The sequence below is a fragment of the Streptomyces sp. NBC_00090 genome (genome assembly GCF_045160815.1).
Taxonomy (GTDB): Bacteria; Actinomycetota; Actinomycetes; order Streptomycetales; family Streptomycetaceae; genus Streptomyces.
In genome coordinates this window covers 7,299,909-7,320,372 of the sequence record NZ_CP108224.1, presented here as the reverse complement: position 1 = coordinate 7,320,372, position 20,464 = coordinate 7,299,909, and the positions used below count along the sequence as shown (strand labels likewise).

The 20,464-nt window shown below is 75.1% G+C and carries 20 protein-coding genes; 8 read left to right on the top strand and 12 right to left on the bottom strand.

Annotation, left to right across the window (positions count from 1 at the left end; genetic code table 11):
• Positions 1 to 55: 55 nt before the first annotated feature.
• Positions 56 to 1,261: a low temperature requirement protein A gene (locus OG361_RS32585; RefSeq protein ID WP_405859252.1), complete on the top strand. Its 1,206-nt coding sequence runs from the start codon at positions 56 to 58 to the stop codon at positions 1,259 to 1,261.
• 120 nt (positions 1,262 to 1,381) lie between these two features.
• On the opposite strand, the gene OG361_RS32580 is transcribed toward OG361_RS32585, so the two are convergent.
• The 5 genes from OG361_RS32580 to OG361_RS32560 all read right to left on the bottom strand — a co-directional run bounded on the left by OG361_RS32580 (position 1,382) and on the right by OG361_RS32560 (position 6,767).
• Positions 1,382 to 3,235, bottom strand: a complete 1,854-nt coding sequence (locus OG361_RS32580) for an alpha/beta hydrolase (protein WP_405859250.1) — start codon at positions 3,233 to 3,235, stop codon at positions 1,382 to 1,384.
• Positions 3,236 to 3,381: 146 nt separating this feature from the next.
• Positions 3,382 to 3,558, bottom strand: coding sequence for a hypothetical protein (locus tag OG361_RS32575; RefSeq protein WP_405859248.1), 177 nt, complete (start codon positions 3,556 to 3,558; stop codon positions 3,382 to 3,384).
• Between the two features lie 61 nt (positions 3,559 to 3,619).
• Positions 3,620 to 4,006, bottom strand: coding sequence for a hypothetical protein (locus OG361_RS32570; protein WP_405859246.1), 387 nt, complete (start codon positions 4,004 to 4,006; stop codon positions 3,620 to 3,622).
• 125 nt (positions 4,007 to 4,131) lie between these two features.
• Entirely contained in the window at positions 4,132 to 6,168 is a 2,037-nt protein-coding gene (locus OG361_RS32565) for a phage holin family protein (protein WP_405862568.1), read from the bottom strand.
• A 194-nt stretch (positions 6,169 to 6,362) separates the two neighbouring features.
• Complete coding sequence (locus OG361_RS32560) at positions 6,363 to 6,767, bottom strand: hypothetical protein (protein WP_405859244.1); 405 nt, start codon at positions 6,765 to 6,767, stop codon at positions 6,363 to 6,365.
• Positions 6,768 to 6,904: 137 nt separating this feature from the next.
• On the opposite strand from OG361_RS32560, the gene OG361_RS32555 reads away from it, so the two are divergent.
• Together OG361_RS32555 and OG361_RS32550 are read left to right on the top strand one after the other, a co-directional pair.
• Entirely contained in the window at positions 6,905 to 7,684 is a 780-nt protein-coding gene (locus OG361_RS32555; protein WP_405859242.1) for an MBL fold metallo-hydrolase, read from the top strand.
• Entirely contained in the window at positions 7,681 to 8,427 is a 747-nt protein-coding gene (locus tag OG361_RS32550; protein ID WP_405859240.1) for a DedA family protein, read from the top strand. The genes OG361_RS32555 and OG361_RS32550 overlap by 4 nt, the downstream gene beginning before the upstream one ends.
• Here OG361_RS32550 and OG361_RS32545 read toward each other — a convergent pair.
• From OG361_RS32545 to OG361_RS32535, 3 genes are all read right to left on the bottom strand, one after another.
• Complete coding sequence (locus OG361_RS32545) at positions 8,398 to 9,465, bottom strand: MBL fold metallo-hydrolase (protein WP_405859238.1); 1,068 nt, start codon at positions 9,463 to 9,465, stop codon at positions 8,398 to 8,400. The genes OG361_RS32550 and OG361_RS32545 overlap by 30 nt on opposite strands.
• Positions 9,466 to 9,571: 106 nt before the next feature.
• Positions 9,572 to 10,804: an aminotransferase class I/II-fold pyridoxal phosphate-dependent enzyme gene (locus OG361_RS32540; RefSeq protein WP_405859236.1), complete on the bottom strand. Its 1,233-nt coding sequence runs from the start codon at positions 10,802 to 10,804 to the stop codon at positions 9,572 to 9,574.
• A gap of 166 nt (positions 10,805 to 10,970) precedes the next feature.
• On the bottom strand, positions 10,971 to 12,212 hold the full coding sequence (locus tag OG361_RS32535) for a sulfite oxidase (RefSeq protein WP_405859234.1): 1,242 nt from the start codon (positions 12,210 to 12,212) through the stop codon (positions 10,971 to 10,973).
• A 212-nt stretch (positions 12,213 to 12,424) separates the two neighbouring features.
• On the opposite strand from OG361_RS32535, the gene OG361_RS32530 reads away from it, so the two are divergent.
• Positions 12,425 to 12,988, top strand: coding sequence for a GNAT family N-acetyltransferase (locus tag OG361_RS32530; protein ID WP_405859232.1), 564 nt, complete (start codon positions 12,425 to 12,427; stop codon positions 12,986 to 12,988).
• 90 nt (positions 12,989 to 13,078) lie between these two features.
• Positions 13,079 to 13,915, top strand: a complete 837-nt coding sequence (locus tag OG361_RS32525; RefSeq protein WP_405859231.1) for a methyltransferase domain-containing protein — start codon at positions 13,079 to 13,081, stop codon at positions 13,913 to 13,915.
• Between the two features lie 380 nt (positions 13,916 to 14,295).
• On the opposite strand, the gene OG361_RS32520 is transcribed toward OG361_RS32525, so the two are convergent.
• Positions 14,296 to 16,248, bottom strand: a complete 1,953-nt coding sequence (locus OG361_RS32520; RefSeq protein WP_405859229.1) for a DUF5107 domain-containing protein — start codon at positions 16,246 to 16,248, stop codon at positions 14,296 to 14,298.
• 176 nt (positions 16,249 to 16,424) lie between these two features.
• Between OG361_RS32520 and OG361_RS32515 the strand changes: the two genes are divergently transcribed.
• Positions 16,425 to 16,757 (top strand): DUF6204 family protein, encoded by a 333-nt coding sequence (locus tag OG361_RS32515; RefSeq protein WP_405859227.1) that lies wholly within the window; start codon positions 16,425 to 16,427, stop codon positions 16,755 to 16,757.
• A gap of 42 nt (positions 16,758 to 16,799) precedes the next feature.
• Here OG361_RS32515 and OG361_RS32510 read toward each other — a convergent pair whose 3' ends face one another.
• The 3 genes from OG361_RS32510 to OG361_RS32500 all read right to left on the bottom strand — a co-directional run bounded on the left by OG361_RS32510 (position 16,800) and on the right by OG361_RS32500 (position 18,217).
• On the bottom strand, positions 16,800 to 17,348 hold the full coding sequence (locus OG361_RS32510; RefSeq protein WP_405859225.1) for a GNAT family N-acetyltransferase: 549 nt from the start codon (positions 17,346 to 17,348) through the stop codon (positions 16,800 to 16,802).
• 261 nt (positions 17,349 to 17,609) lie between these two features.
• Positions 17,610 to 17,969: a hypothetical protein gene (locus OG361_RS32505; RefSeq protein WP_405859223.1), complete on the bottom strand. Its 360-nt coding sequence runs from the start codon at positions 17,967 to 17,969 to the stop codon at positions 17,610 to 17,612.
• The gene (locus OG361_RS32500) at positions 17,966 to 18,217 is read right to left on the bottom strand and encodes a DUF1049 domain-containing protein (protein ID WP_405859221.1); all 252 of its coding nucleotides are present in this window, start codon (positions 18,215 to 18,217) and stop codon (positions 17,966 to 17,968) included. The genes OG361_RS32505 and OG361_RS32500 overlap by 4 nt, the downstream gene beginning before the upstream one ends.
• A gap of 203 nt (positions 18,218 to 18,420) precedes the next feature.
• On the opposite strand from OG361_RS32500, the gene OG361_RS32495 reads away from it, so the two are divergent.
• Entirely contained in the window at positions 18,421 to 19,215 is a 795-nt protein-coding gene (locus tag OG361_RS32495; RefSeq protein WP_405859219.1) for a GntR family transcriptional regulator, read from the top strand.
• A 105-nt stretch (positions 19,216 to 19,320) separates the two neighbouring features.
• Positions 19,321 to 20,409, top strand: a complete 1,089-nt coding sequence (locus OG361_RS32490) for an adenosine deaminase (protein ID WP_405859217.1) — start codon at positions 19,321 to 19,323, stop codon at positions 20,407 to 20,409.
• The last annotated feature ends 55 nt before the right edge of the window (positions 20,410 to 20,464 follow it).

Genomic DNA, 20,464 nt, shown 5'->3' with positions numbered 1-20,464 from the left:
AGTAGTGTTCGCGCCGGGGTGGCCGGGACCGGTCCCCCGGAGGGGGAGACGGCTCATGGCATGGAACAGGCAACGGGCCCGCATGGTGGCCACCGGGGACGATCACCGGGTGACGCCCGCGGAACTCTTCTTCGACCTGGTGTTCGTGTACGCGATCACGCAGGTCACCGCCCTGATGGCGGCGGGCCCCTCGCCGGTGCGGGTGGTCGGCGCGATGGTCGTGCTCGCGCTGCTCTGGTGGTGCTGGTGCTGCTTCGCGTGGCTGGGAAATGTCGTACGGGCCGACTCGGGCGGCGTGTTCGCGGTCCTCGTCACCGTCATGGCCGTCGTCCTCATCGTGTCGCTCGCCGTGCCCAAGGTCTTCGCGGACGCCCCCGGCGGGCTCTCCGAACCGCTGGTGTTCGTGCTCTGCTACGGGGCGGTGCGCGTCCTGCACCTCGCCTCGTACTGGGTCTCCAGCCCGGGCGACACGGCGCTGCGGGCCACACTGCGCCGCACGGCGCTGCTGTCCGTACTGCCGCCGCTGGCCCTGCTGCTGATCGGGAGCGCGTACAGCGGCCGGGTCCAACTCCTGCTGTGGCTGGGCGCGGTGGTCGTCGACTACGGCGGGATCTACGTCACCGGCTCCTCCGGCTGGCGGGTCAACTCCGCCGGGCACTTCGCCGAACGCCACGGCCTGATCGTGATCATCGCCCTCGGCGAGTCCATCGTGGCGATGGGCGTCGGGGTCTCCGGCTTCCCGCTCACCCTCGCGGTCCTCGGCGCCTCGGCGGCCGGGCTGCTGCTCGCCGCCGGGCTGTGGCGGCTGTACTTCCGGCAGCTCGGCGAGGCCGCCGAGCACCGGCTCGCCCGGCTCGAGGGCGACGACCGCACCCGCTTCGCCCGGGACGTGTACACCTTCCTGCACCTGCCGCTGGTCGCCGGTGTCGTGCTCTGCGCGCTCGGCATGAAGAAGGTCCTCCAACAGGTCGCCGACACCGGTCACTACGGCCTCGCCGAGCCGCTGCACGGGGTCGTCGCCTGGTCCCTGACCGGGGGTGTCGGCGTCTATCTGCTCGGCGCCGCCGCGATCGTGCTGCGCACCTCGGGACGGCGGCCGACCGCCCTCGCCGTGGGCGGGGTGTGCTGTCTGGCGGCGGGGCCGCTCGTCGGTCTCGTCCCGGCGCTGCCGGCGCTCGCGGTCCTCGCCACCACGACGGCGGTCCTCGTCACGCTGCACGGCCGGCGGGCTCCGGAGGCGCTCACGGTCGCCGAGGCGTAACGGGGCGGACGGAGGCGTAACGGCGCGGAGGCGTAGCCACCTCCTTGGAGGAGCCCCCATGGCTCCCCCGACCCCGTCCTCCCACCGCCCACTCGGGCCTCGTCCAGCCCTGACGTTCCCTCAGTACGCGGCCTTGCGATGGCGGATGAAGGCGCGCAGGCGGTTCGTGTCGTCGGGGGTCCAGTCGGGTGGCGGCAGGACGGCGGCCCAGGCGTCGACGGCGCCGGCCCCGTACCGGTGGCCGTGCGGGGCGTCGACGCCGTAGGAGACGGTCATGTCCACGGAGGTCTGCCAGAAGGCGACGAACGGGAACCAGCTGATCTCGGGGGTGATGTCGGGGCCGAGCGGTTCGTCGAGCCAGTCGGGGCGGTCGAGGAGCAGGTCGGGCGACCACCAGACGACGGGGTCGGAGGCGTTCTGGAGGTAGACCGCGCGCGGTCGTTCCCAGACGGCGGTCGGGCGGGCGAGGTCGGTCCGGGGGAACTGGGCGAAGCGGATGTGGGTGCCGCCCCGGTACTGGGGGCGCCAGACGGGGCTGCCAGGGTCGCGGTCGCGGCGGATCTCCCGGGAGATCGGGGAGAAGTGGGGGGCACCCATCAGGAGGGCGCCGTCGGTTCCGGCGAGGAGCGCGTCGGCACTGCCGAAGGAGGCCTCGACGGCATAGGCGCCGAGGCTCTCGCCGGTGACGACGAGCTTGGGCCGCCGGTCGGTGGGGAGGGTGCCGAGGCGGGCGCGGACGGCGTCGAGGAGGGCCCGGGTCGCCCGCCCGGCCTTCTCCTTGTCGACGAGGAAGGAGACCCAGCTCGGGAGGTACGAGTACTGGACGGCGACGATCGCGGTGTCGCCCTCGTACATGTACTCCAGGGCCTCGGTGACGTTCGGGTCGATCCAGCCGGTGCCGGTGGTGCCGGCGACGGCGAGGACGGCGCGGTCGAAGGCTCCGGTGCGTTCGAGTTCGCGGACGGCGAGCCGGGCCTGGGCTGCGAAGGGGCTGTCGTCCCGGAAGGCGGCGGGCAGCGCGGAGGGTACGTAGACGCGGACCGGTTCGCGGGCGGGCCGGCCGGTCCAGGCGGTGAGGCCGGCGCGGGTGGGCGTGGAGCCGGTGAAGTTGCGGCCCTGGAAGCCGAGGTCCTCCCAGCGGACGAGGGAGCCGGGGCCGCCGGAGACGTGGCGGGACGCGGGGCGCCGGATGCCGTCCTTGGTGCCGTCGTTGGTGGCCTCGGCGATGCGGTCGGCGATGTCGACGACGCCCCGGTCGAAGACGACGTCGCGGACGCCGACGAGGACGACGAGGCCGGACAGGGCCACGCCGACGGCGAAGGCGACGGGGCCCGGGAGGAGCCTGCCGAGCAGCCGGATCAGGGTGACGGACCCGAGCCGTACGGAGCGGGCGACGAGGAGCGCGGCGAGGAGGAGGCCGAGGGCGATCAGCGCGATCATCGGCGTGTGCCAGGTGAGGGTGGGCGGGAGCCCTTGCAGGACCCGGAGCTGACGCTGCATCCGGGCGCTCTCGGAGATGAGTGAGACGGCGAGGACCGGGCTGAGCAGCCAGTATGCCTGCCAGCAGCGGGTGCGGATCCGCTCTCCGGGGAGCCGGGGCGCGAGGGCGCGGACGAGCCAGGCGAGGGTGGAGCCGAGGGCGTAGCCGATGGCGGCGGTGATGCCGCCGACGATCCCCTGGAGGTACCAGGGCCGGGGCACGAGGGAGGGCGTGAGGCTCGACCAGAAGAAGACGGTGGCTAAGCAGAGCGCGGTGAGATCGGGCCAGCGCCGGATGCGGTACGAGGGGGTGGGGCGGTCCCAGTAGGGGCGCCGCGCGAAGGCGAGGAGGCCGGCGCCCGCGCGGGCGGGGAGGCCGCGGGCGCGGGCGCCTCGATCACCGGTGTCGGCGTCTCGCGCCGCGGTGTCCGGGCCCGGGCCGGACGCGGGGCCGGCGGACCGATCGGGGCTGGTGTTCCGGTCGGTCGAGGTCATTCGATCAGCCTCGTACGTCCGTACACCGGTCCGCAAACAGTTTGTCCGCCGGGGCCCGCGTCGGATCGTTCCGCGCGCTCAGTGGGTGCGCGCGGTCAGGGGTTCCGCGCGTTCAGTGGGTCCACGCGCTCAGTGGCCCCGCTCCTTCAGTGGACGGGGTCCTCCCTGGGGGCGGGCGGCTCGGTCACCGGGGCGGGCGCCGGCTCGGCGGACTCGGCTGAGCGGCGGTCGGCGGGCTCGGCGGAGCGGCGGTCGGCGCGCTGGGCACGGGAGGCCTCGGCGCGCAGCAGGGCCTGGAGGACGGCGTACGGGTCGACGGGCATGGCGGAACTCCTCGCGGTGCGGAGGGGGGTGATGTCGGGACTGCCGGGAGGTGAGGGCCTCTCAGCAGCGCATCACCACGCGCCGGAGCGCGTCGCCACGCGGGGCGGGTACGGGAGCGGGGGCGGCGGTACGCGTGCGGCGGCGGTTCGTACGGGGGCGCCGCCGCACCGGGACCGGCCGGACGCCCGTGCGGTGCCGCCGGGTCCGGCCGGGGAGCCCTGCCTCGGCGGCGGCCGGGTCGTACGTCTCGCCGCCCGGGTCGGAGGCGGGGGCGACGGCGGGCGGGCGGAGTTCGGGGCCGCCGGAGAGGGCGTTCGAGGCACCGGTGCCGAGCAGGGCGGTGAGGATCAGGAGGAGCGCGATCCACCGGCCCGCGCCCGGCGCGGAGCGCGTCCGGCGGCCCGCCGGGGTGGCGGGCTCGGCGGTCGGCTCGGGCGCGGGGCTCACGGAGATCCGTACTGCCCCACCGGGGTACACGTACGGCACCCGGCAGCCGAGATCCGCCCGGGCGGCCTACGTCCGGGGCCCCGCTTTCACCGCCCCGGCGGTCACGGCCGAGCCTCCCCCGGCGGTCACGACGGGGCGGTCTCCCGCGACTCCTCCGGCCCCAGCGGCACCTGCGGTCCCAGGGACTCGCGCAGCCAGCGCCGCAGCACCGTGTGGACCCGCTCCGCGCCGACCAGTTCCTCCCCCTCGCCGACCGGCGCCGAGAGCTCCGGCGGCGACAGCAGGAAGGGGTGCGACTGCTCTCCGCCGAGCCCGCCGTGGGAACCGATCTGCTCCTCGAAGGCGTGCACCGTGCCGGTCGCCGGGTCGTACATCGAGTTGACCATGATGTCCGCGACGTGCGGGAAGCCGTCCGTGCGCCGCACGGCGTCCGCCGCGCCCCGCCCGAAGACGGCCAGCGGCCCCTCGTCGGTGAGCTCGGCCACCGGCACCTCCGCCCCGTCGCGGGCGAGCACCAGCGAGCCGTGCTCGGCGCTCGCCACCAGTACGAAGCCGACGCCCGGGTGGTGGGCGAGGGTGCGCAGGAGCGCCGGGTGGCGCCGGTCGATCTCCTCCCGGGTCATCCGGTGCGGCACGTCGGGGAAGGAGATCAGACCGAGGTTGCCCGAGGCGAGGACCACCGGCTCGGACGGCTTGGCGGGCAGCTCCCGCGCCTCCTCCCCGCTCTCGTCCAGCGGCCGGTGCAGGGCGCTGCGCAGCGCGTCCCTCGCCGCGTCGCGCGCCTCCGACCCGCTGCGGGTGCGCCGGACGCGGCGCGGCACCGGCAGCCCGCACCCCGCCCGTACGAGCTCCTTGAGCGAGAGCCCGTACGCCGACTCGAAGGTCTCGCCCGGGCTCTGCCCGTGGTCGGAGAGGAGCACGATCCGGTACGGCCGCGGGGCGTGCTCGGCGACGGTCTCGATGAGCGCGATCGCCCGGTCGAGGCGGCGCAGGACCTGGTCGGTGTCCCGGCCGTGCGGGCCGGAGTGGTGCGCCACCTCGTCGTACGCGACGAGGTCGGCGTAGACGGCGGTCCGCCCGGCCAGTATGTCCCCCATCACGGCGGAGACCACCACGTCCCGCTCCACGACCGTCGCGAAGGCCCGCACGAAGGGGTACGTGCCGCCGCGCGAGACCCTCGGGGTCTCGCGGCGCAGCCGTGCCCCGATCGACTGGCAGATCTCGCGGGCGCACTCGGTGACGAGGGATCCGGCGGTACGGACGGCGTTGGCCGGGTCGGAGAAGTACGCGAAGTAGCCGGCCCGGGAGCGGTTGCGGGGGCCGCGGCGGGCGGCCATCGACAGGACGAGGGCGAGCTGGTCGGCGCCGCCGCTGAAGAGGTTGCCGCGGGAGGCGCCGTCGAAGGTGAGCAGCCCGCCGTCCCCGGTGCGGCGCACGGCCCTGCGCTGGAGCTCCACCGCGGAGGCCGGGCGGTTCGACACCATGAGGCGGCCGGTGTCCTTCTCGTACCAGCGGAAGGCGGGCACGTCCTCGTTGGAGCCGTGCAGGATGCCGAGCTGGCTGGCGCCGGTCTGGCTGGACCAGTCGGTGCGCCAGGGGGTGAGCCGGTGGCCGGCGTCCAGCCAGCCGGCGACGGTCGGCATGAGCCCGTCGGCGACGGCGGCGCGCAGGACGTGGTGGCCGACGCCGTCGAGCTGGAGGAAGACGGTGCCGGGGACGGCTTCCGGGGTGTCGTGGGGGTCGCGGGGCTGGGTGCGGCCCGTGAGCCGGTAGAGGCGGCGGCGGTAGGCGTCGTCGTCGCGGACGGCGAGGCCCGTGGCGGTGGCGGAGGCGACGGCGGACATGACGGCGGCGACCACGACGGCGGTCTCGGGGTCGGCGGCGCCGCGCCCGTCGGGGATCAGCCAGAGCGCGACGAGCAGCATCGAGCCGTTCAGGAAGAACACCAAGAGGCCGAGGAGCAGGGCCGGGACGAGGAGCAGGGCGCGGACGATCACCGGCCACACGAGCGCGCTGAGGAGGCCGAAGGCGCCCGCGGCCGTGGCGGCGGTGAGCGCCGTCCTCGTGAAGCTGTCGCCGTCGGCGGACTGGAGCTGGAAGTCGGGCAGCGCGCCCGCGAGGACGAGCATGGTGAGTGTGGACACCGCCCAGACCACGATCATCCGCACCAGCGCACCGCCCGCGGTCCGCCAGCGGTCGGCGCCACCCCATCGCCCGTCTCCCACGCCCGATTCACCTTTCGCCCGTTACCTGCCCCAAGCGTGGCACAACGCCCACGGTCGGGGTGGCGAACGGGTGACGGCGAACGGCCCGGGTGTGTCAGGTCGCGCCCTCGAAGGGCGCACGTGCGGACGGGTCAGGAGCCGTCGTACCCGGCGGTGGGCATGGAGAGCCGCCGGTGCACGCCGGCCTTGGCCGCCGTGTCGTACGCCGGTTCGTCGAGGCAGACCGTCTCGACGCGCACGCCACGCCGCTCGCATTCGGCGCGGAAGCCGGGCACCGAGGTCACGGCGCGGGCGAGGACCCGTTCGTTGGCGGCGACGAAGAGATCGACCGCTCCCGCCTCCACGTCCGCCCACAGGGCGGCATGGTCGGGGCGCAGGCCGTAGAAGAGGAGTTGGCGGGCGAGCACGTACCCCTTGCCGGCGGCCCAGCGGGCACACATCTCGTGCTGGCCGCGCGTGTCGACCAGGAAGGGGTCGCTGTCCAGCTCTTCGAGCGGGGTGAGGCTGGCGATCGCCGCCACCCGAACGTCGTCCATGGGCCGACCCTACTGCGGGATCGGCACGGCGGAACATCCTCCGGAGCCCGCTCCGGACATTTACCCTCGTTACGGAGTTACGGAACGGTCGCGGACATCGGAGTGCGGCGGCCGAGCCCGCGAGGACGGAAGGCGGCATGCCGGTGGAGGTCACCTGGTGGGGTCACGCGACCTGCACGGTCGAGGACTCCGGGGTCCGCTTCCTCACCGATCCGCTGTTCGCCCGGCGGCTCGCGCACCTGCGGCGGCGGCGCGGGGCCCTGCCGCCGCCCGAGGCCGCCCGCGCCGAGGCCGTCCTCGTCTCGCACCTGCACGCCGACCACCTCCACCTGCCCTCGCTGGCCCGGCTCGCGCCGGGGACGCTGCTGATCGTGCCGCGCGGGGCCCCCGCCGCCGTACCGGGGCTGCGCAGGCTGGACGGGAACGGGCTGCGGCTGACCGAGGTGGAGCCGGGCGACACGGTGACGGTGGAGGGCGTGACGGTACGGGCCGTGCCGGCGCTCCACGACGGGCGGCGGCTGCCGGTCGGCCCGCACCGCTCCCCCGCGCTCGGCTACGTCGTCGAGGGCGAGGCGCGGACGTACTTCGCCGGGGACACCGGGCTCTTCGACGGGATGGCGGAGGCGGTGGGCCCGGTGGACGTGGCGCTGCTGCCGGTGGGCGGCTGGGGGCCGTACCTCGGCCACGGTCATCTCGACGCGGGGCGGGCGGCCCAGGCGCTCGCCGCGCTCTCGCCCGCGGCGGCGGTGCCGGTGCACTACGGCACGTACTGGCCGATCGGGCTCGACGGGGTCCGGCCGCACGAGTTCCACGCGCCGGGGGACGAGTTCGTCCGGCAGGCCGCGCGGCTCACGCCGAAGGTGGTGGTGCACCTGCTCGGCCACGGCGAGCGGGTGCGACCGGAGGTCGCCCGGTGATCGACGGATTCGTCCGGATCGCCGCGGTGGTGCGCGAGCTGCCGCCGGAGTCGACGCAGCAGGCGGTCGGCTACCCCTCGTTGTTCCTGCTCGTGGCGCTCGGCGCGCTGGTGCCGGTCGTGCCGACGGGCGCGATCGTGAGTTCGGCGGCGGTGGTCGCCTTCCACCAGAACTGGCCGCCGGCGCTTCTCTTCGTCTTCCTGGTGTCGGCGTTCGCCGCCTGGCTGGGCGACATGGCGCTGTACTGGCTCGGGCAGCGCGGGGTCCGTTCGCGCAACGGCTCGCGCTGGCTGGCCGCGCTGCGGAGCCGGGTCACCCAGGAGCGGCTCGCGCAGGCGCAGGAGCGGCTCGACTCCCATCAGGTGTCGGTGCTCGTGCTCTCCCGGCTGGTGCCGGCGGGGCGGATCCCGGTGATGCTGGCCTGTCTGCTCTCGGAGATGCCGTTGCCCCGGTTCGTCCGCGGCGACGCGGCGGCCTGCCTGGCGTGGGCGGCGACGTACCAGCTGATCGGCATCCTGGGCGGTTCGCTCTTCCCGGAGCCGTGGCAGGGGATCGTGGCGGCGGTGGGGCTCACGGTGCTGGTCAGCACGGTTCCGGCACTGTGGCGGCGGGTGCGGGGGAGGTCGGGGCGGCGGACGGCCCCGGGGGCTTCGAAGACCTCGGGGGGCTCCGGGGGCTCGGGTGCCTCAGGGGGCTCAGGGACCTCGGGGGCCTCAGGCGTCTCGGGGAACGAGCACCCGTGAGCCGCCGATCGGCAGGTCCCACAGGTCCTCGCGGGGCAGGCCGGCCTTCTCCCAGGCTGCCCTGACCCGGGTGAGGGGTTCCAGGACGGGTTCGGAGGAGAGGACGAACGTGGCCCAGTGCATGGGGGCCATCCGCCGCGCCCCCAGGTCCTGGTGGGCGCGGACCGCCTCCTCCGGGTCGGTGTGGACGTCGCTGAGCCACCACCGCGGGTCGTAGGCGCCGATCGGGAGCAGCGACAGGTCGATGCCGGGGTACCGGCGGCCGATCTCGGCGAACCAGTGGCCGTACCCGGTGTCCCCCGCGAAGTGGACGCGCCGCCCGGCCCGGTCGGTGAGGACCCAGCCTCCCCACAGGGAGCGGCAGGTGTCCAGGAGGGTGCGCTTGGACCAGTGGTGGGCGGGGACGAAGTCGAAGCGGACACCGCCGAGTTCGGCCGCCTCCCACCAGTCCAGCTCGGTCACGCGGCTGAACCGGCGGCGGGCGAACCAGCGCCCGAGCCCGGCCGGGACGAACACCGGGGTGTGCCGGGGCAGTCGCTTCAGGGTGGGGGCGTCGAGGTGGTCGAAGTGGTTGTGGCTGATGACGACGGCGTCGACGGGCGGCAGGTCCTCCCAGCGCACGCCGACCGGGGTGAGCCGGGCCGGGGTGCCGAAGATACGGCGGGACCAGACCGGGTCGGTGAGGACGGTGAGCCCCCCGATGCCCAGGATCCAGCTGGCGTGCCCCGCCCACGTGACGGCGAGCGCGTCGGGTCCGGCCGACGGCAGCGGACCCGGCTCGAAGGGGAGCAGCGGGATGTCGCGGAGGCCTTCGGGGCGGGGGCGTACGGCGCCCTCGCGGGCGAGCCGCGCCATGGCCCGGACGCCGGGGAGGGGGGCGGTGAGCCGGTCGACGAAGCTCCGGGGCCAGTCGAGGCGCAGCCGGCCGACCGGCTGGAGTACGGAGGTGGGGGCGGGGGCAGGGGCGGGGGCCGCGACGGGGTCGGAGGGGTACGGGGCCTGTGCGGCCCGGGCGGTGTCTGCCGTCCGTTCGGTCATCTGCGGGCTCCGTCCTGCGCGGCTCGTACGGGGTCGCCGGGGCGTGACCGACGGGGTTCGGGAAGCGACCGGCGGAGCTCGTGGCGTCGACGGCCGGCTTCCGGGCTCATCGGAGCTCCTCCAGAGCTCCTCCGAATTCCTTCAACGCACGTGCCACATGGGGCAGTTCCTCGGGCCTGGCGGCACCGAGGGTCTCGGCGCGCTCCTCCTCGGTGGCCCCCAGGAACATCTCGGTCCCGAACCGGACACGCAGCGCGCCGAGTTCGTCGCCGAAGCGGTGGCCGCCGGGGACCGGCGCGGCGAGCCGCGCGCTCAGGTGGCTCTCCAGCTCCAGGGAGTCGGTGACGCCCCGGGCGGCGAGTCCGGCCCTCAACGGCCCGAGGTCGGCGTACAGATGGCGGCCGGCCTTCGGCGGCCGGCCGAGCGCTCCGGCATGGAGGACGGCGCGGTGGGCGGCGGCGGCGAGCCGGCCGTGGACGGTGGCGGCACGCCGGGCCCGTACGGTCACGTCCTCGGGTTCGTCGAGGGCGTGCGCGACGGCGGGGGCGACGGGGCCCGGGACGACGGCACCGAGGGCCGTGAGGACGTCGAGGGTGCGGGCCCTGCGGTCGGTCCAACGGTCGGCGCGGGACGGGTCGGTGGGCGGGAAGCGGGCGACGGCGCAGGGCCAGGCGGCCGGGGCGAGGGCACCGCCGAGGTCGCTGAGGACGGTGACGTCCTCCGGGCACATCTCGGCGGGGCTGAGGAGCACGGTGTCCTGCGGGTCGTGGAGGGTGTCGCGCCAGGTCTCGTCGCTGATGACGTGGAGGCCCTCGGCGACGGCGGCCTCACAGGCCTCGCGGACGGTCTCGGGCGGGGGGACGGTGGCGGTGGGGTCGTCCGCGACGGAGAGCAGCAGGACCCGGGGGTCCCCGCCCTCGGCGCGGACCCGCCGGACGGTCTCCAGGAGGGCGTACGGGTCGGGGACGCCGCCGCACTCGGCGGGGGTGGGCACGTGGTACGCGGGGCGGCCGAGGAGGCGGGCCTGCGGGGTCCACCAGGCGGGGCAGGGGCGGGGCAGCAGGAGGTCGCCGCCGTGGGCGGCGATGAGGGCCAGGAGCAGGGTGGGGGCGCCGGGGGCCGCGACGACGTCCTCGGCGTGGGTGCGCAGGCCCCGTCGCCACCAGTAGCCCGCCGCCGCCTCGCGCAGGACGGGGCCGCCGCCGGGCGGCTCGGGGGCGGTCCGGCCGGCCGCGGCGGCGAGGAGGGCGGCGAGCCCGGGGAGGACGGGCAGCCCGGTGTCGGGCGCGGGAGGGCCGTAACGGACCGGGCCGCGGCCTTCCGGAGCCGTGTGGCGCATGTCCCGTACCTCCTGAGCGCACGGGGGCGCCGGGAACGGCACCCCCGAGCCCTTTATACGAAGATTCAGGAGATTTCGCCGCTCCAGGCGACGCTTCGGGCGACGACTCGGGGGACGCTTAGGGCGACGACTCGGGGGCGGCCGAGGCTGCGGCCCGGAGGGCGGCTCAGGCGATGGTGACCGGGTGGCGTACGACCGCGTCGAAGAGATAGCCCTGGGTGTTGTGGACGGCCCGCTCGGGCTGGGTGTTGCCGGCGGCGTCGGTGGTACGGGAGAGCAGGGTGCCCGGGCCGGTGCGGTGCGGGCGCCACGGCACGGTCCAGCGGACCCAGCCGTCGCGGCGCGGGGTGTCGAGGAGCCGGGCGCGTCGCCAGTGGGCCCCGCCGTCGGTGGAGACCTCCACCGATCGCACGGGCGCGTGGGCGGACCAGGCGCGCCCGGTGAGCCGGTGGACCCGGTCGGCCTCCAGGGTGGCGCCGAAGGGGAGTTCGTACGCGGACTTGATCGTCTGGCGGCTGATCGGAGCGCTGCCGCCGGACGGGTGGGCGGCGCCGAAGAGGCGGTACCAGTCCGTGGACCAGGGCGAGGTGAGCGGCCGGGTGGAGACCTCGATGTCGCCGAGCCACTTGATCGAGGCGATGCCGACCCAGGAGGGCACGACGAGGCGGACCGGGTGGCCGTGGTCGTACGGGAGCGGCTCGCCGTTCATCTCGTACGCGAGGATCACGTCGTCGAAGGCCTTGGCGACCGGCAGCGGGCGGCGGACCCGGCCGAAGTCGACGCCGCCGGAGACGTACGGGTCGTCGAGGCCGCGCGGCAGGAGGTCGACGGCGTCGTGGGCGATCCCGGCGCGGCGCAGCACGTCGGAGAGGCGGACACCCCGCCAGCGGGCGGCCCCGACGGCGCCGAGGGTCCACGAGGTGCCCGTGACGGGCTCGCCCTGCTGGCTCGTGTAGAGGCTGCGGCCGTTTCCGGCGCACTCGATCAGGGCCGTCCGGGTGACGGAGGGCAGGTCGCGCAGCTGCCCGTAGGTGAAGTGGACGGGGCCGCGGCCGTGGAGCCCGTCGCCCCAGAGCGTGAGGCGCCAGTCGGCGGCGTCGAGGACGGGGGTGGAGGTGTGGTTGCGGACGAAGAACCGGTCGTTGGGGGTGAGGAGGCCGGTGTCCGCGAAGGCGTCGAACCGCGCCTCGGCGTTGGTGCCCCGGGCGGTGAACCACTCGGACGGGAGGGCCTTGACTATCCCGGGCACGGTGGCGCCGTTCGTGGCGGCCCCGTTCACGGGTGCCGCGAGTGCGGGTGCCGCGAGTGCGGGCGAGGCGGCGGCGAGCCCGCCGAGGGCGGAGACCGCCGGGCCCGCCGCGAACAGCTTCAGCAGGGAGCGGCGGTCGGGCGCGGGCGAGTACGGCACGGGACTCCTCGGCACGTGGGACGGACGCGCCACCGGACGGCGGCGGGCCGATCCTAGGCGCGCGAGGGCGCTCCGAGCGGTCCGTTCACGGTGCTGTCACACAGGGATACGTCAGGTCGGAGGCGAAAAGCGCGGCGGCGCCCGCCCGGCACCGGGCGCGGTGCCGGGGAAATGCGGGAGCGTTCGACGGTCCACCGGGCCGAGAATGTGGCATGCCGATACGTGAAGCCCTTCCCGAGGACGCGGCGGACCTCGCCTCCGTCCACGTCCTGTCCTGGCGGGCCGCCTACCGCGACCTGCTCCCCGGCCCGTACCTGGACGCCCTGGACCCGGAGGAGCGCGCCGCCGTGTGGGGCGCCCGCCTGGTGGCGCCGGACCGCCCCACCGTGCTGCTCGCGACGGGAGCCGGCGGGCGGGTGGTGGGCTTCGCCTGCTTCCGGGCCTGGCGGGGCGAGGAGCCGGACGGGGCCGACTCGGCCGACGGGACCGAGGGGTTCGACGATTTCGACCCCGCGACGACGGCGGAGCTGGCGGCGCTGTACGCCCTTCCGGAGGTGTGGGGCACGGGCATCGGGCGCGAGCTGCTCACCGCGTCCACCGAGGCGATCGCGGCGGCGGGTTTCCGTACCGCCGCGCTCTGGGTGTTCGCGGGGAACGCGCGGGGCCGGCGGTTCTACGAGGCGGCGGGCTGGCGGCCGGACGGCAGGTCCGTCCGTGACGTGACGGCCGGGAGGGAGCTGGAGGAACTCCGGTACCGGCGTGAGCTGTTCAGCTGAACCGATGTCCATATAGCAAGACGCGGGTCTCACCATTCGAGTGGAGTGCGTACGGTGAGGGGACGCACCCACACCGAGGGAGTCGCTTCCATGACACACGCCGCCGCCCCGTCCCCGGCCCACGAGACCGCCGTCTACACCCACGGCCACCACGAGTCCGTGCTGCGCTCGCACAGCTGGCGGACCGCCGAGAACTCCGCCGCCTACCTGCTGCCGGAGCTGGGGGCGGGACTGGACGTCCTGGACGTGGGCTGCGGGCCCGGCACGATCACCGCCGATCTGGCCGCGCGGGTGGCGCCCGGCCGGGTGACGGCGGTCGACTCCGCCGAGGACGTACTGGAGAAGGCCCGCGCCGTCGCCTCCGAACGCGGCCTGGAGAACGTCGAGTTCGCCGTGGCCGACGTCCACGCCCTGGACTTTCCCGACGACTCCTTCGACGTGGTCCACGCCCACCAGGTGCTGCAGCACGTCGGCGACCCGGTCCGGGCGCTGAGGGAGATGCGGCGGGTGTGCCGCCCCGGCGGAATCGTCGCGGCCCGCGACAGCGACTACGGGGCCTTCGCCTGGTTCCCCGAACGCCCCGCGCTGGACGGCTGGTTGGACCTGTATCACCGGGTCGCACGCGCCAACGGCGGCGAACCGGACGCCGGGCGGCGGCTGTTCTCCTGGGCCCGGCGTGCAGGCTTCACCGACATCACGGCGACCGCCGGCACGTGGTGCTTCGCCACCCCCGAGGAGCGGGCCTGGTGGAGCGGCCTGTGGGCGGACCGGACGACCGCCTCGGTCTACGCCGAGCTGGCCGTCCAGGGCGGCCACGCGACCGCCGACGAACTGGCGGCGATCGGGGAGGCCTGGCGGGAGTGGGGCGAGCGGGAGGACGCCTGGTTCATGGTCCCGCACGGCGAGATCCTGTGCCGGGTGTCCTGACCCGCCGCCTACCGCGCCCCTGCGCGCGCCTGCCGCTCGCAGCGCGCGCCGGGGAGGAGCTCAGTCCCTGAAGAAGTCGTGGATCCCGATGCAGTCCGGGTCCTGGAGGGGGCACCCCGGATGTGGCGTGCGGTCCCGCTCGGGCCGTGAGGGCTCGGGGTCCAGGAAACCCGGTTCCGGCGGCGGCAGCTCGAAGGTTTCGCAGCGGCAGGCGCCGCACGAGCCCGAGAACCGGGGCTCCCCGTGGCGGAAGCGCGGGTGTCCGCACCGGCACTCGGCCGTCGCCCAGGCTGCCATCTCCGGACCCCCGTCCCTCCGCGACCGTCGACCGGTTTCGCACCGTCCAGGGTAGCGGTCCGCGCCCGTCGCGGACCCGCCCGTCAGCTCGGCCGCATCCTGAACTCGTAGGCGTCCGGCAGGGGTTCGTCGGTGACCTCCGCCCATACCTCGCCGAGGATCTCGGCGCCCTCGCTCAGGTCCGCGACCTCGAAGCCCGCGTCGAAGACGGCGCGGGCCTCGCCCGTCCGGCCCTCGGCGATGAGCAGCCGGGCCTCCAGGAAGCGGAAGGCGCCCCGCTCCCGGATCTCCTGCGACATCCGCGACCACGACTCCCGTGCCCGGGCGGGCCGTCCGGCGGCGAGCAGCGCGACGATCGCCTCGCGGCCGAGGGCGGCGGCCACGACCGCGTCCTCCCCTGCCCGGTCGGCGTGGTCGGTGAAGGCCTCCGCGAACCGTTCGGCGGCCCGCGCCGGGTGCCCGTCCTCCCGGTCGGCGACGGCCAGGCAGTAGAGCAGCGGCCAGCGCACGGTGGCCTCGCGCAGTCCGCGTTCCCAGCTCCGTACCGCCTGGGCGCGGTCTCCGGCGTGCCACTGGGCGATGCCGAGGTGGTACTCGGTGGTGGGGTCCGCAGGGGCGGTCTCCAGCATGTCCCGCCAGGGGGCCGAGACGAGCGGGGCGCCGGGCGGCGCGCCCTTCTCGGGAGCGGGCAGGACTCCGGTGAGCAGCAGTTCCCGCCAGGGCTCCTGGTCCGGACCGAGCGTCGACTCGGGGAACGGCGTGCCCGGCAACTCGTGGTGTCCGCGCAGGACTTCGAGGGCTCCCCAGCCGGAGCCGACGGCGAGGAGCGTGTCGGGCTCGGCGTCGGCGGCGCCCTCCCGCCATGCCGTGTACGCCGCGTCGACCGCGGTGCGCGGCAGGGCCGAGGCGAGGCCGCTCTCGACGGCGGCGCGGGCGGCGTCCCAGTCGTCGCCGAGCGCGTCCCCGGGATCGGTGGCGAGCGGTCCGTACGCCTCCATCCAGCTGAACTCCCCGCCGCCCGGCAGCTCCAGGTGTTCCAGCTGGGTGCGGGCGAGGCCGGCCTGGATCTCGGCGTAGCCGGGGGTTCCGGGCTCGGTGAGCCACTCCTGCCAGCGCCTGCCGCCCCGCTCGCCGCCCCACAGGAAGAGCTTGCGGCCGCGCAGCGGGTCGGTGGAGGTCTGGACGAGCCCGGTGCCGTCCGCGTCGAGGGCGGCTATCCAGCGGCGCTGCCCGTCGGGCAGGTCGTAGAACCAGTCGGCGGCGTGGTCGCCGTTGAGCGGGTACGAGCGGTCGGTGCCGTCCTCGGTGACGGGGACGGGGAGACGGCGCAGGCCGCGCTCGTAGCCGTGGTGCCAGGCGGCGTCGGCGGGGGCGATGACCCTGCGGTCCTCGGGCACGGCGGTGTTGGACCACCAGTAGACGGGGGCGGGCCGCTCGTGGGGGTTGCGGACGCGGACGCCGACGTGGAGGAAGTCGGAGTCCTCGGGGAGCCAGAGGTCGACCTGGAAGGGCAGGTCGCGCAGTCGCTCCCACTCCCACAGGCGGAGCATCGGGCCGCCGTCGGGCGCGCGGACGGTCGCCGCGTGCAGGGGCGAGCAGGAGAGGGTGGTGTGGCCGGTGGCTCCGATGTTCCATTCGATGCCGCCGGAGAACCAGGCGCCGTTGAGGGCGAAGGCGGCGGGCTGGAGGACCGGGTTGCGGTAGAGGAGTTCGCGGCCGGTGGGCTTGTGGTGCAGGGAGTGGACGCGGCCGCCGAGGCCGGGCAGCACGGTCACCCGGAGCCGGTCGTTCTCGATCACGACGGCGTCGAGCTCGGTGGGGTTCCGTTCGCGCCCGTAGCCGTCGCGCACGGGAGCGGGCAGCAGGCTGCGCAGGGGCGCGCGGCCGATTCCCCGGGCCATGTCGCGCGGGAGTTCGGCGAGGGTCTGTTCGTCGACCGCGTGCGTCCCGTCGTGGGTGCGCAGAGCGGGCAGGGGGTTGTCCGGGCCCAACGGGGCCGCGGGCAGCGTCAGTACGGCACGTCGCACGGTCGTCATTCACCCATGGAACACTCCGGAGCCCGTCCTGACCAGGGGCTCTTCACGCCAGGCTGCGGTCGGGAACGGTGCCGGTCCGCACGGATATTCCGGGCGGACCGGGCGGGCGCCACCGTACTGTGGAGGGTCGGTGCCGCCCCGGCGGCGGTGGAGCAGTGGCACAGGGAGTACGAGGGATGGGCACGCAGCACACCTACCGGGTCATCGTGCGCGGTACGTTCGACGGCCTGTCGGAGGAGAGCCGGACCCGGCTGCTCGCCGAGGTGGACGCGCACGGGCTGACCGCGATGCAGTTCACGGAGGAGGGTTCGCTCGCCTACGACCGGACCCTGAAGCACTTCTCGTACCGCCTGGTCGTGGTCTCCGACGCGGAGGACGGCGACGAGATGGCGGGCGCTCTCGCGGAGGACCGGGTGGAGACCGCGTTGAAGGGGCTCGGTCACGCGTACAAGGGGCTGCGCTCGACCGTGACGGACCTCGACACGATGAAGATCAACTACAAGCGCTGAGACTCATCGATCGCACCGATCTCACCTACCGCACCTACCGCACTACCGCGGCTCCGGGGCGGTGATCGCCCAGCGCTCGTGGTCCCGCCAGGCCCCGTCGATGAAGAGCATCGCGGGCGAGAAGCCCTCCAGGCGGAAGCCCGCGCGGCGGACGAGCGCGCGGGAGGCGGTGTTGCCGGGCTGGATGTTCGCCTCCAGGCGGTGCAGTTCGAGCGGCCCGAAGGCGTACGGCAGGAGGAGCCCGAGGGCCTCGGTGAGGAGACCGCGTCCGGCCGCGTGCGCGAAGGCGCCGTAGCCGAGGGCGCCGCTGCGGAAGGCGCCGCGGACGATGTTGTTGATGTTGACGAACCCGGCGATCCGGCCGCCCTCGGCACGTTCGCACACGAGGAATCCGGCACGGGTCGGGTCGTCGATGAGCACGCTCGCGTAGCCGGCGTACGCCTCGGGGGTGCACGGCGGGAACAGCCAGGGGTGGTGGAGCTCCCGGCTCTCGCGGGCGCGCGCGGCGAACTCCTCGGCGTCGCCGTGGGAGAAGGGGCGCAGGCCCACACGGGGCCCGGTGGCGAGAAAGCGTCCAAGATCGTCGGGCATGCGCCCAGGCTAGGACCTGCCCCCGCCCTCCGCCACGCCATCCCCACCGGCCCCGCCGGCGCCGGAGCACCACGGAGCGCGGGCGCGTGACCGGCCGGCGGGCGGGCGGTGCGGGCGGGTCGACCCGCGTCGGCGGCCGGCGGGCAGGTCACCCGCATGACGGCTCCGGCGGGGCGGACGGGTCGACCCGCGTCACCGGCCGACGGAGCAGGGGGCCCGCCCCGCGTCAGCGGCCGGCGAGGGAGGCGGGTCCGCCCCGCGTCAGCGGCGGGCGGTGCGGACGCGGGGCGGGCAGGTCTCGCCCGCGCGGACGACTCCGATCATGACGGTGGTCCGCCGGTCCAGGCCCGTGCCCGCCGCCGGGTACTGCGTGCACACCCGCCAGTTCGCCGGCCACAGCACGCGCCGGTCCCGCCCGCTCACGTCGTGGACGTCGAGACGGGTCCTGCGGTCCAGCCGGGTGAAGACCCGCCACAGCCCGCCGCCCAGGAAGTCCGGCATCACCCGCGTCCCGGTCGCGGTCTCCTCGCCGGGCGCGGCTGCCCCCTCCGCCGAGGCGACGGCGACGGCCGCGAGGGCCAGGACCGCGCCCGCGCCCACGACGGCCGCCCCCCGCCTCACTTCTGCCTCCGGGCAGCGGCGTAGTAGCCGCAGCCGGCGCCGAGGACGGCGGTCGCCAGGAGGGCCAGGTAGAGCGGCATGGACACCTCGGGGATCAGGATCCTGATCCCGACCTCGCCGGTGTTCTCGAAGATGAAGACCAGGGTGAGGACCGCGACGGCCGTCATCGCGATCCGGCCCGGCGTGAAGGCTCCGCCGAACCGGGTCGCACCCCCGCCCGGTGTTCGTGACGTCTCCTTGGGACTCATGCCCGGCCCTCTCCTCCGTCGTGCCGTCGGTGGTGCCCGTCGGTCGTACCCGGCCCGCGCCCTGGGACCAGCCGTGGGACCAGAATGGGGTGAGCGGAGCCCCAGGGTGACGGTGAGGAGAGCCGTACGGGTGACTTGTCAGACAACGTGGGCCGACTACCGTGGTGCCGGTACACCGGTGGGGACCAGACGAGGAGGCGGCCGTGGCGGTCGGCGGACAGCGGCGGCGACCGGTCGTGGCGCTCTACGAGCGGATCGCGGACGCCGTCCACGACGGCACCTATCCGCCCGGTTCGACACTCCCCTCCGAGCCCAAGCTCGCCGCCGAACTGGGCGTCAGCCGGCCCGCCCTGCGCGAGGCCCTGCTACTGCTCCAGGAGGACGGCCTGCTGACCGTGCGGCGCGGGGTCGGCCGGACCGTCAACGACCGGCCGCCGCGCCGGGGCTTCGAGCACGTCCAGCCGCTGGAGGAGCTGATCGGGACGGACGTTCCGCTGCGGGTGCGGGCGCTGCTGCGGACGGTCGAGGAGCCCACCGACTTCACCACGCAGCACCTGCTCGCCCCGGCCGGGGCCGAGCTGCGGTTCTGGGAGTCCGTGCTGGCCGGAGAGGGTACGGCGGTGGCGCTGAGCCACGAGTGGGCGGCGGCGGACGACGTGCTCGACCGGGTGCACCCGGAGTTCGCGAGCGCCCTGCGGGCGGCGGAGGCCGGGTCCCCGGCGGCGGCCCGCGGCGGGCGCGCGGCCGCGGGCCGGACGCCGGCGGTCTCGATGCTCGCCGTCCTCGTCGGAGCCTCCCGGGAGACCGCCCTGAGCGCGCACAGCGGCATCACGGCGACCCTGCTGGGGCGGCGGCGCGGGGACCAGCTGGGCCGCCCGGCGGACACCCCGGCCGTCCTGGTCACCCAGGTCGTCCGGGTCGGCGAGACCCCTGTCCTCGCCGCCAAGCACATGCTGCCGACGGGCACCCCCGCCCTGCCGGTGCTCCAGTCCCACTAGGAAACGTCCCGCCGCTCGCGGAGGCCCGTTCCCGGCCGCTCGGCGCCGGGTGTCCGTCACGGCCGTCACAGCGCCCCCCTCGGCCGTGGCGTACACTTCCCCGCCATGCACTTGTCTGACAACCCTGCCACGCCTGTCGCCACCACCGTCTCCGAGTGGATCCGCCGGGCCCCCAAGGCCGTTCTCCACGACCACCTCGACGGCGGGCTGCGCCCCGCGACGATCGTCGAGCTGGCGCGGGAGTGCGGCTACACCGCGCTGCCGACCGAGGATCCGGCCGAGCTCGCGGTCTGGTTCCGGGACGCCGCCGACTCCGGTTCGCTGGAGCGGTACCTGGAGACCTTCGCCCACACCTGCGCGGTGATGCAGACCCGCGAGGCGCTGACCCGCATCGCGGCCGAGTGCGCCGAGGACCTGGCGGCGGACGGTGTCGTCTACGCCGAGATCCGCTACGCCCCCGAGCAGCACCTCGAAGGCGGGCTGACCCTCGACGAGGTGGTCGAGGCGGTCAACGACGGCTTCCGCGAGGGCGAGCTCCGCTCGGGCGGCCGGATCACCGTCCGTACGCTCCTCACCGGTATGCGCCACACGGACCGCTCCCTGGAGATCGCCCAGCTCACGGTCGCCCACCGGGACAAGGGTGTGGCGGGCTTCGACATAGCCGGCGGCGAGATCGGCAACCCGCCGGCCCGCCACCTCCCCGCCTTCCAGCACCTGAAGCGGGAGAACTGCCACTTCACGATCCACGCGGGCGAGGCCGTCGGCGCGGAGTCGATCCACGAGGCCGTGCAGGTCTGCGGCACGGAGCGGATCGGTCACGGCGTGCGGATCACGGACGACATCACCGAGGACGGCACCCTGGGCCGGCTCGCCTCGTACGTCCGGGACAACCGCATCGCCCTGGAGGTCTGCCCGACCTCCAACCTCCAGACGGGTGCGGCCAAGGACTACGCCTCGCACCCGATCGACGAGCTGCGCCGCCTCGGCTTCCGGATCACGCTCAACACCGACAACCGTCTGGTCTCCGGCACCACCATGAGCGAGGAGTTCCAGCACATGGTGGACGCCTTCGGCTACGGGCCCGAGGTGTTCGAGGAGTTCACGGTCGCCGCCCTGGACGCCGCCTTCCTGCCGCTGCCGGAGCGGCAGCGGCTGATCGACGAGGTCGTCCGCCCCGGGTACGCCGCGCTCTAGCGGGAGCTCCGACGCGTGCCCTGCCGCGCGCCCTGTCGCGACGGCTGCCGCGAGG

Bases quoted from the DNA above. Each gene is read 5' to 3' on its own strand.
- OG361_RS32530 (WP_405859232.1), top strand. From the start codon at position 12,425: ATGCCGATACGTGAAGCCCTTCCCGAGGACGCGGCGGACCTCGCCTCC.
- OG361_RS32540 (WP_405859236.1), bottom strand. From the start codon at position 10,804: ATGCGCCACACGGCTCCGGAAGGCCGCGGCCCGGTCCGTTACGGCCCT.
- OG361_RS32510 (WP_405859225.1), bottom strand. From the start codon at position 17,348: ATGCCCGACGATCTTGGACGCTTTCTCGCCACCGGGCCCCGTGTGGGC.
- OG361_RS32490 (WP_405859217.1), top strand. From the start codon at position 19,321: ATGCACTTGTCTGACAACCCTGCCACGCCTGTCGCCACCACCGTCTCC.
- OG361_RS32525 (WP_405859231.1), top strand. From the start codon at position 13,079: ATGACACACGCCGCCGCCCCGTCCCCGGCCCACGAGACCGCCGTCTAC.
- OG361_RS32555 (WP_405859242.1), top strand. From the start codon at position 6,905: ATGCCGGTGGAGGTCACCTGGTGGGGTCACGCGACCTGCACGGTCGAG.
- OG361_RS32580 (WP_405859250.1), bottom strand. From the start codon at position 3,235: ATGACCTCGACCGACCGGAACACCAGCCCCGATCGGTCCGCCGGCCCC.
- OG361_RS32565 (WP_405862568.1), bottom strand. From the start codon at position 6,168: ATGATCGTGGTCTGGGCGGTGTCCACACTCACCATGCTCGTCCTCGCG.
- OG361_RS32515 (WP_405859227.1), top strand. From the start codon at position 16,425: ATGGGCACGCAGCACACCTACCGGGTCATCGTGCGCGGTACGTTCGAC.
- OG361_RS32500 (WP_405859221.1), bottom strand. From the start codon at position 18,217: ATGAGTCCCAAGGAGACGTCACGAACACCGGGCGGGGGTGCGACCCGG.
- OG361_RS32585 (WP_405859252.1), top strand. From the start codon at position 56: ATGGCATGGAACAGGCAACGGGCCCGCATGGTGGCCACCGGGGACGAT.
- OG361_RS32575 (WP_405859248.1), bottom strand. From the start codon at position 3,558: ATGCCCGTCGACCCGTACGCCGTCCTCCAGGCCCTGCTGCGCGCCGAG.
- OG361_RS32520 (WP_405859229.1), bottom strand. From the start codon at position 16,248: ATGACGACCGTGCGACGTGCCGTACTGACGCTGCCCGCGGCCCCGTTG.
- OG361_RS32545 (WP_405859238.1), bottom strand. From the start codon at position 9,465: ATGACCGAACGGACGGCAGACACCGCCCGGGCCGCACAGGCCCCGTAC.
- OG361_RS32560 (WP_405859244.1), bottom strand. From the start codon at position 6,767: ATGGACGACGTTCGGGTGGCGGCGATCGCCAGCCTCACCCCGCTCGAA.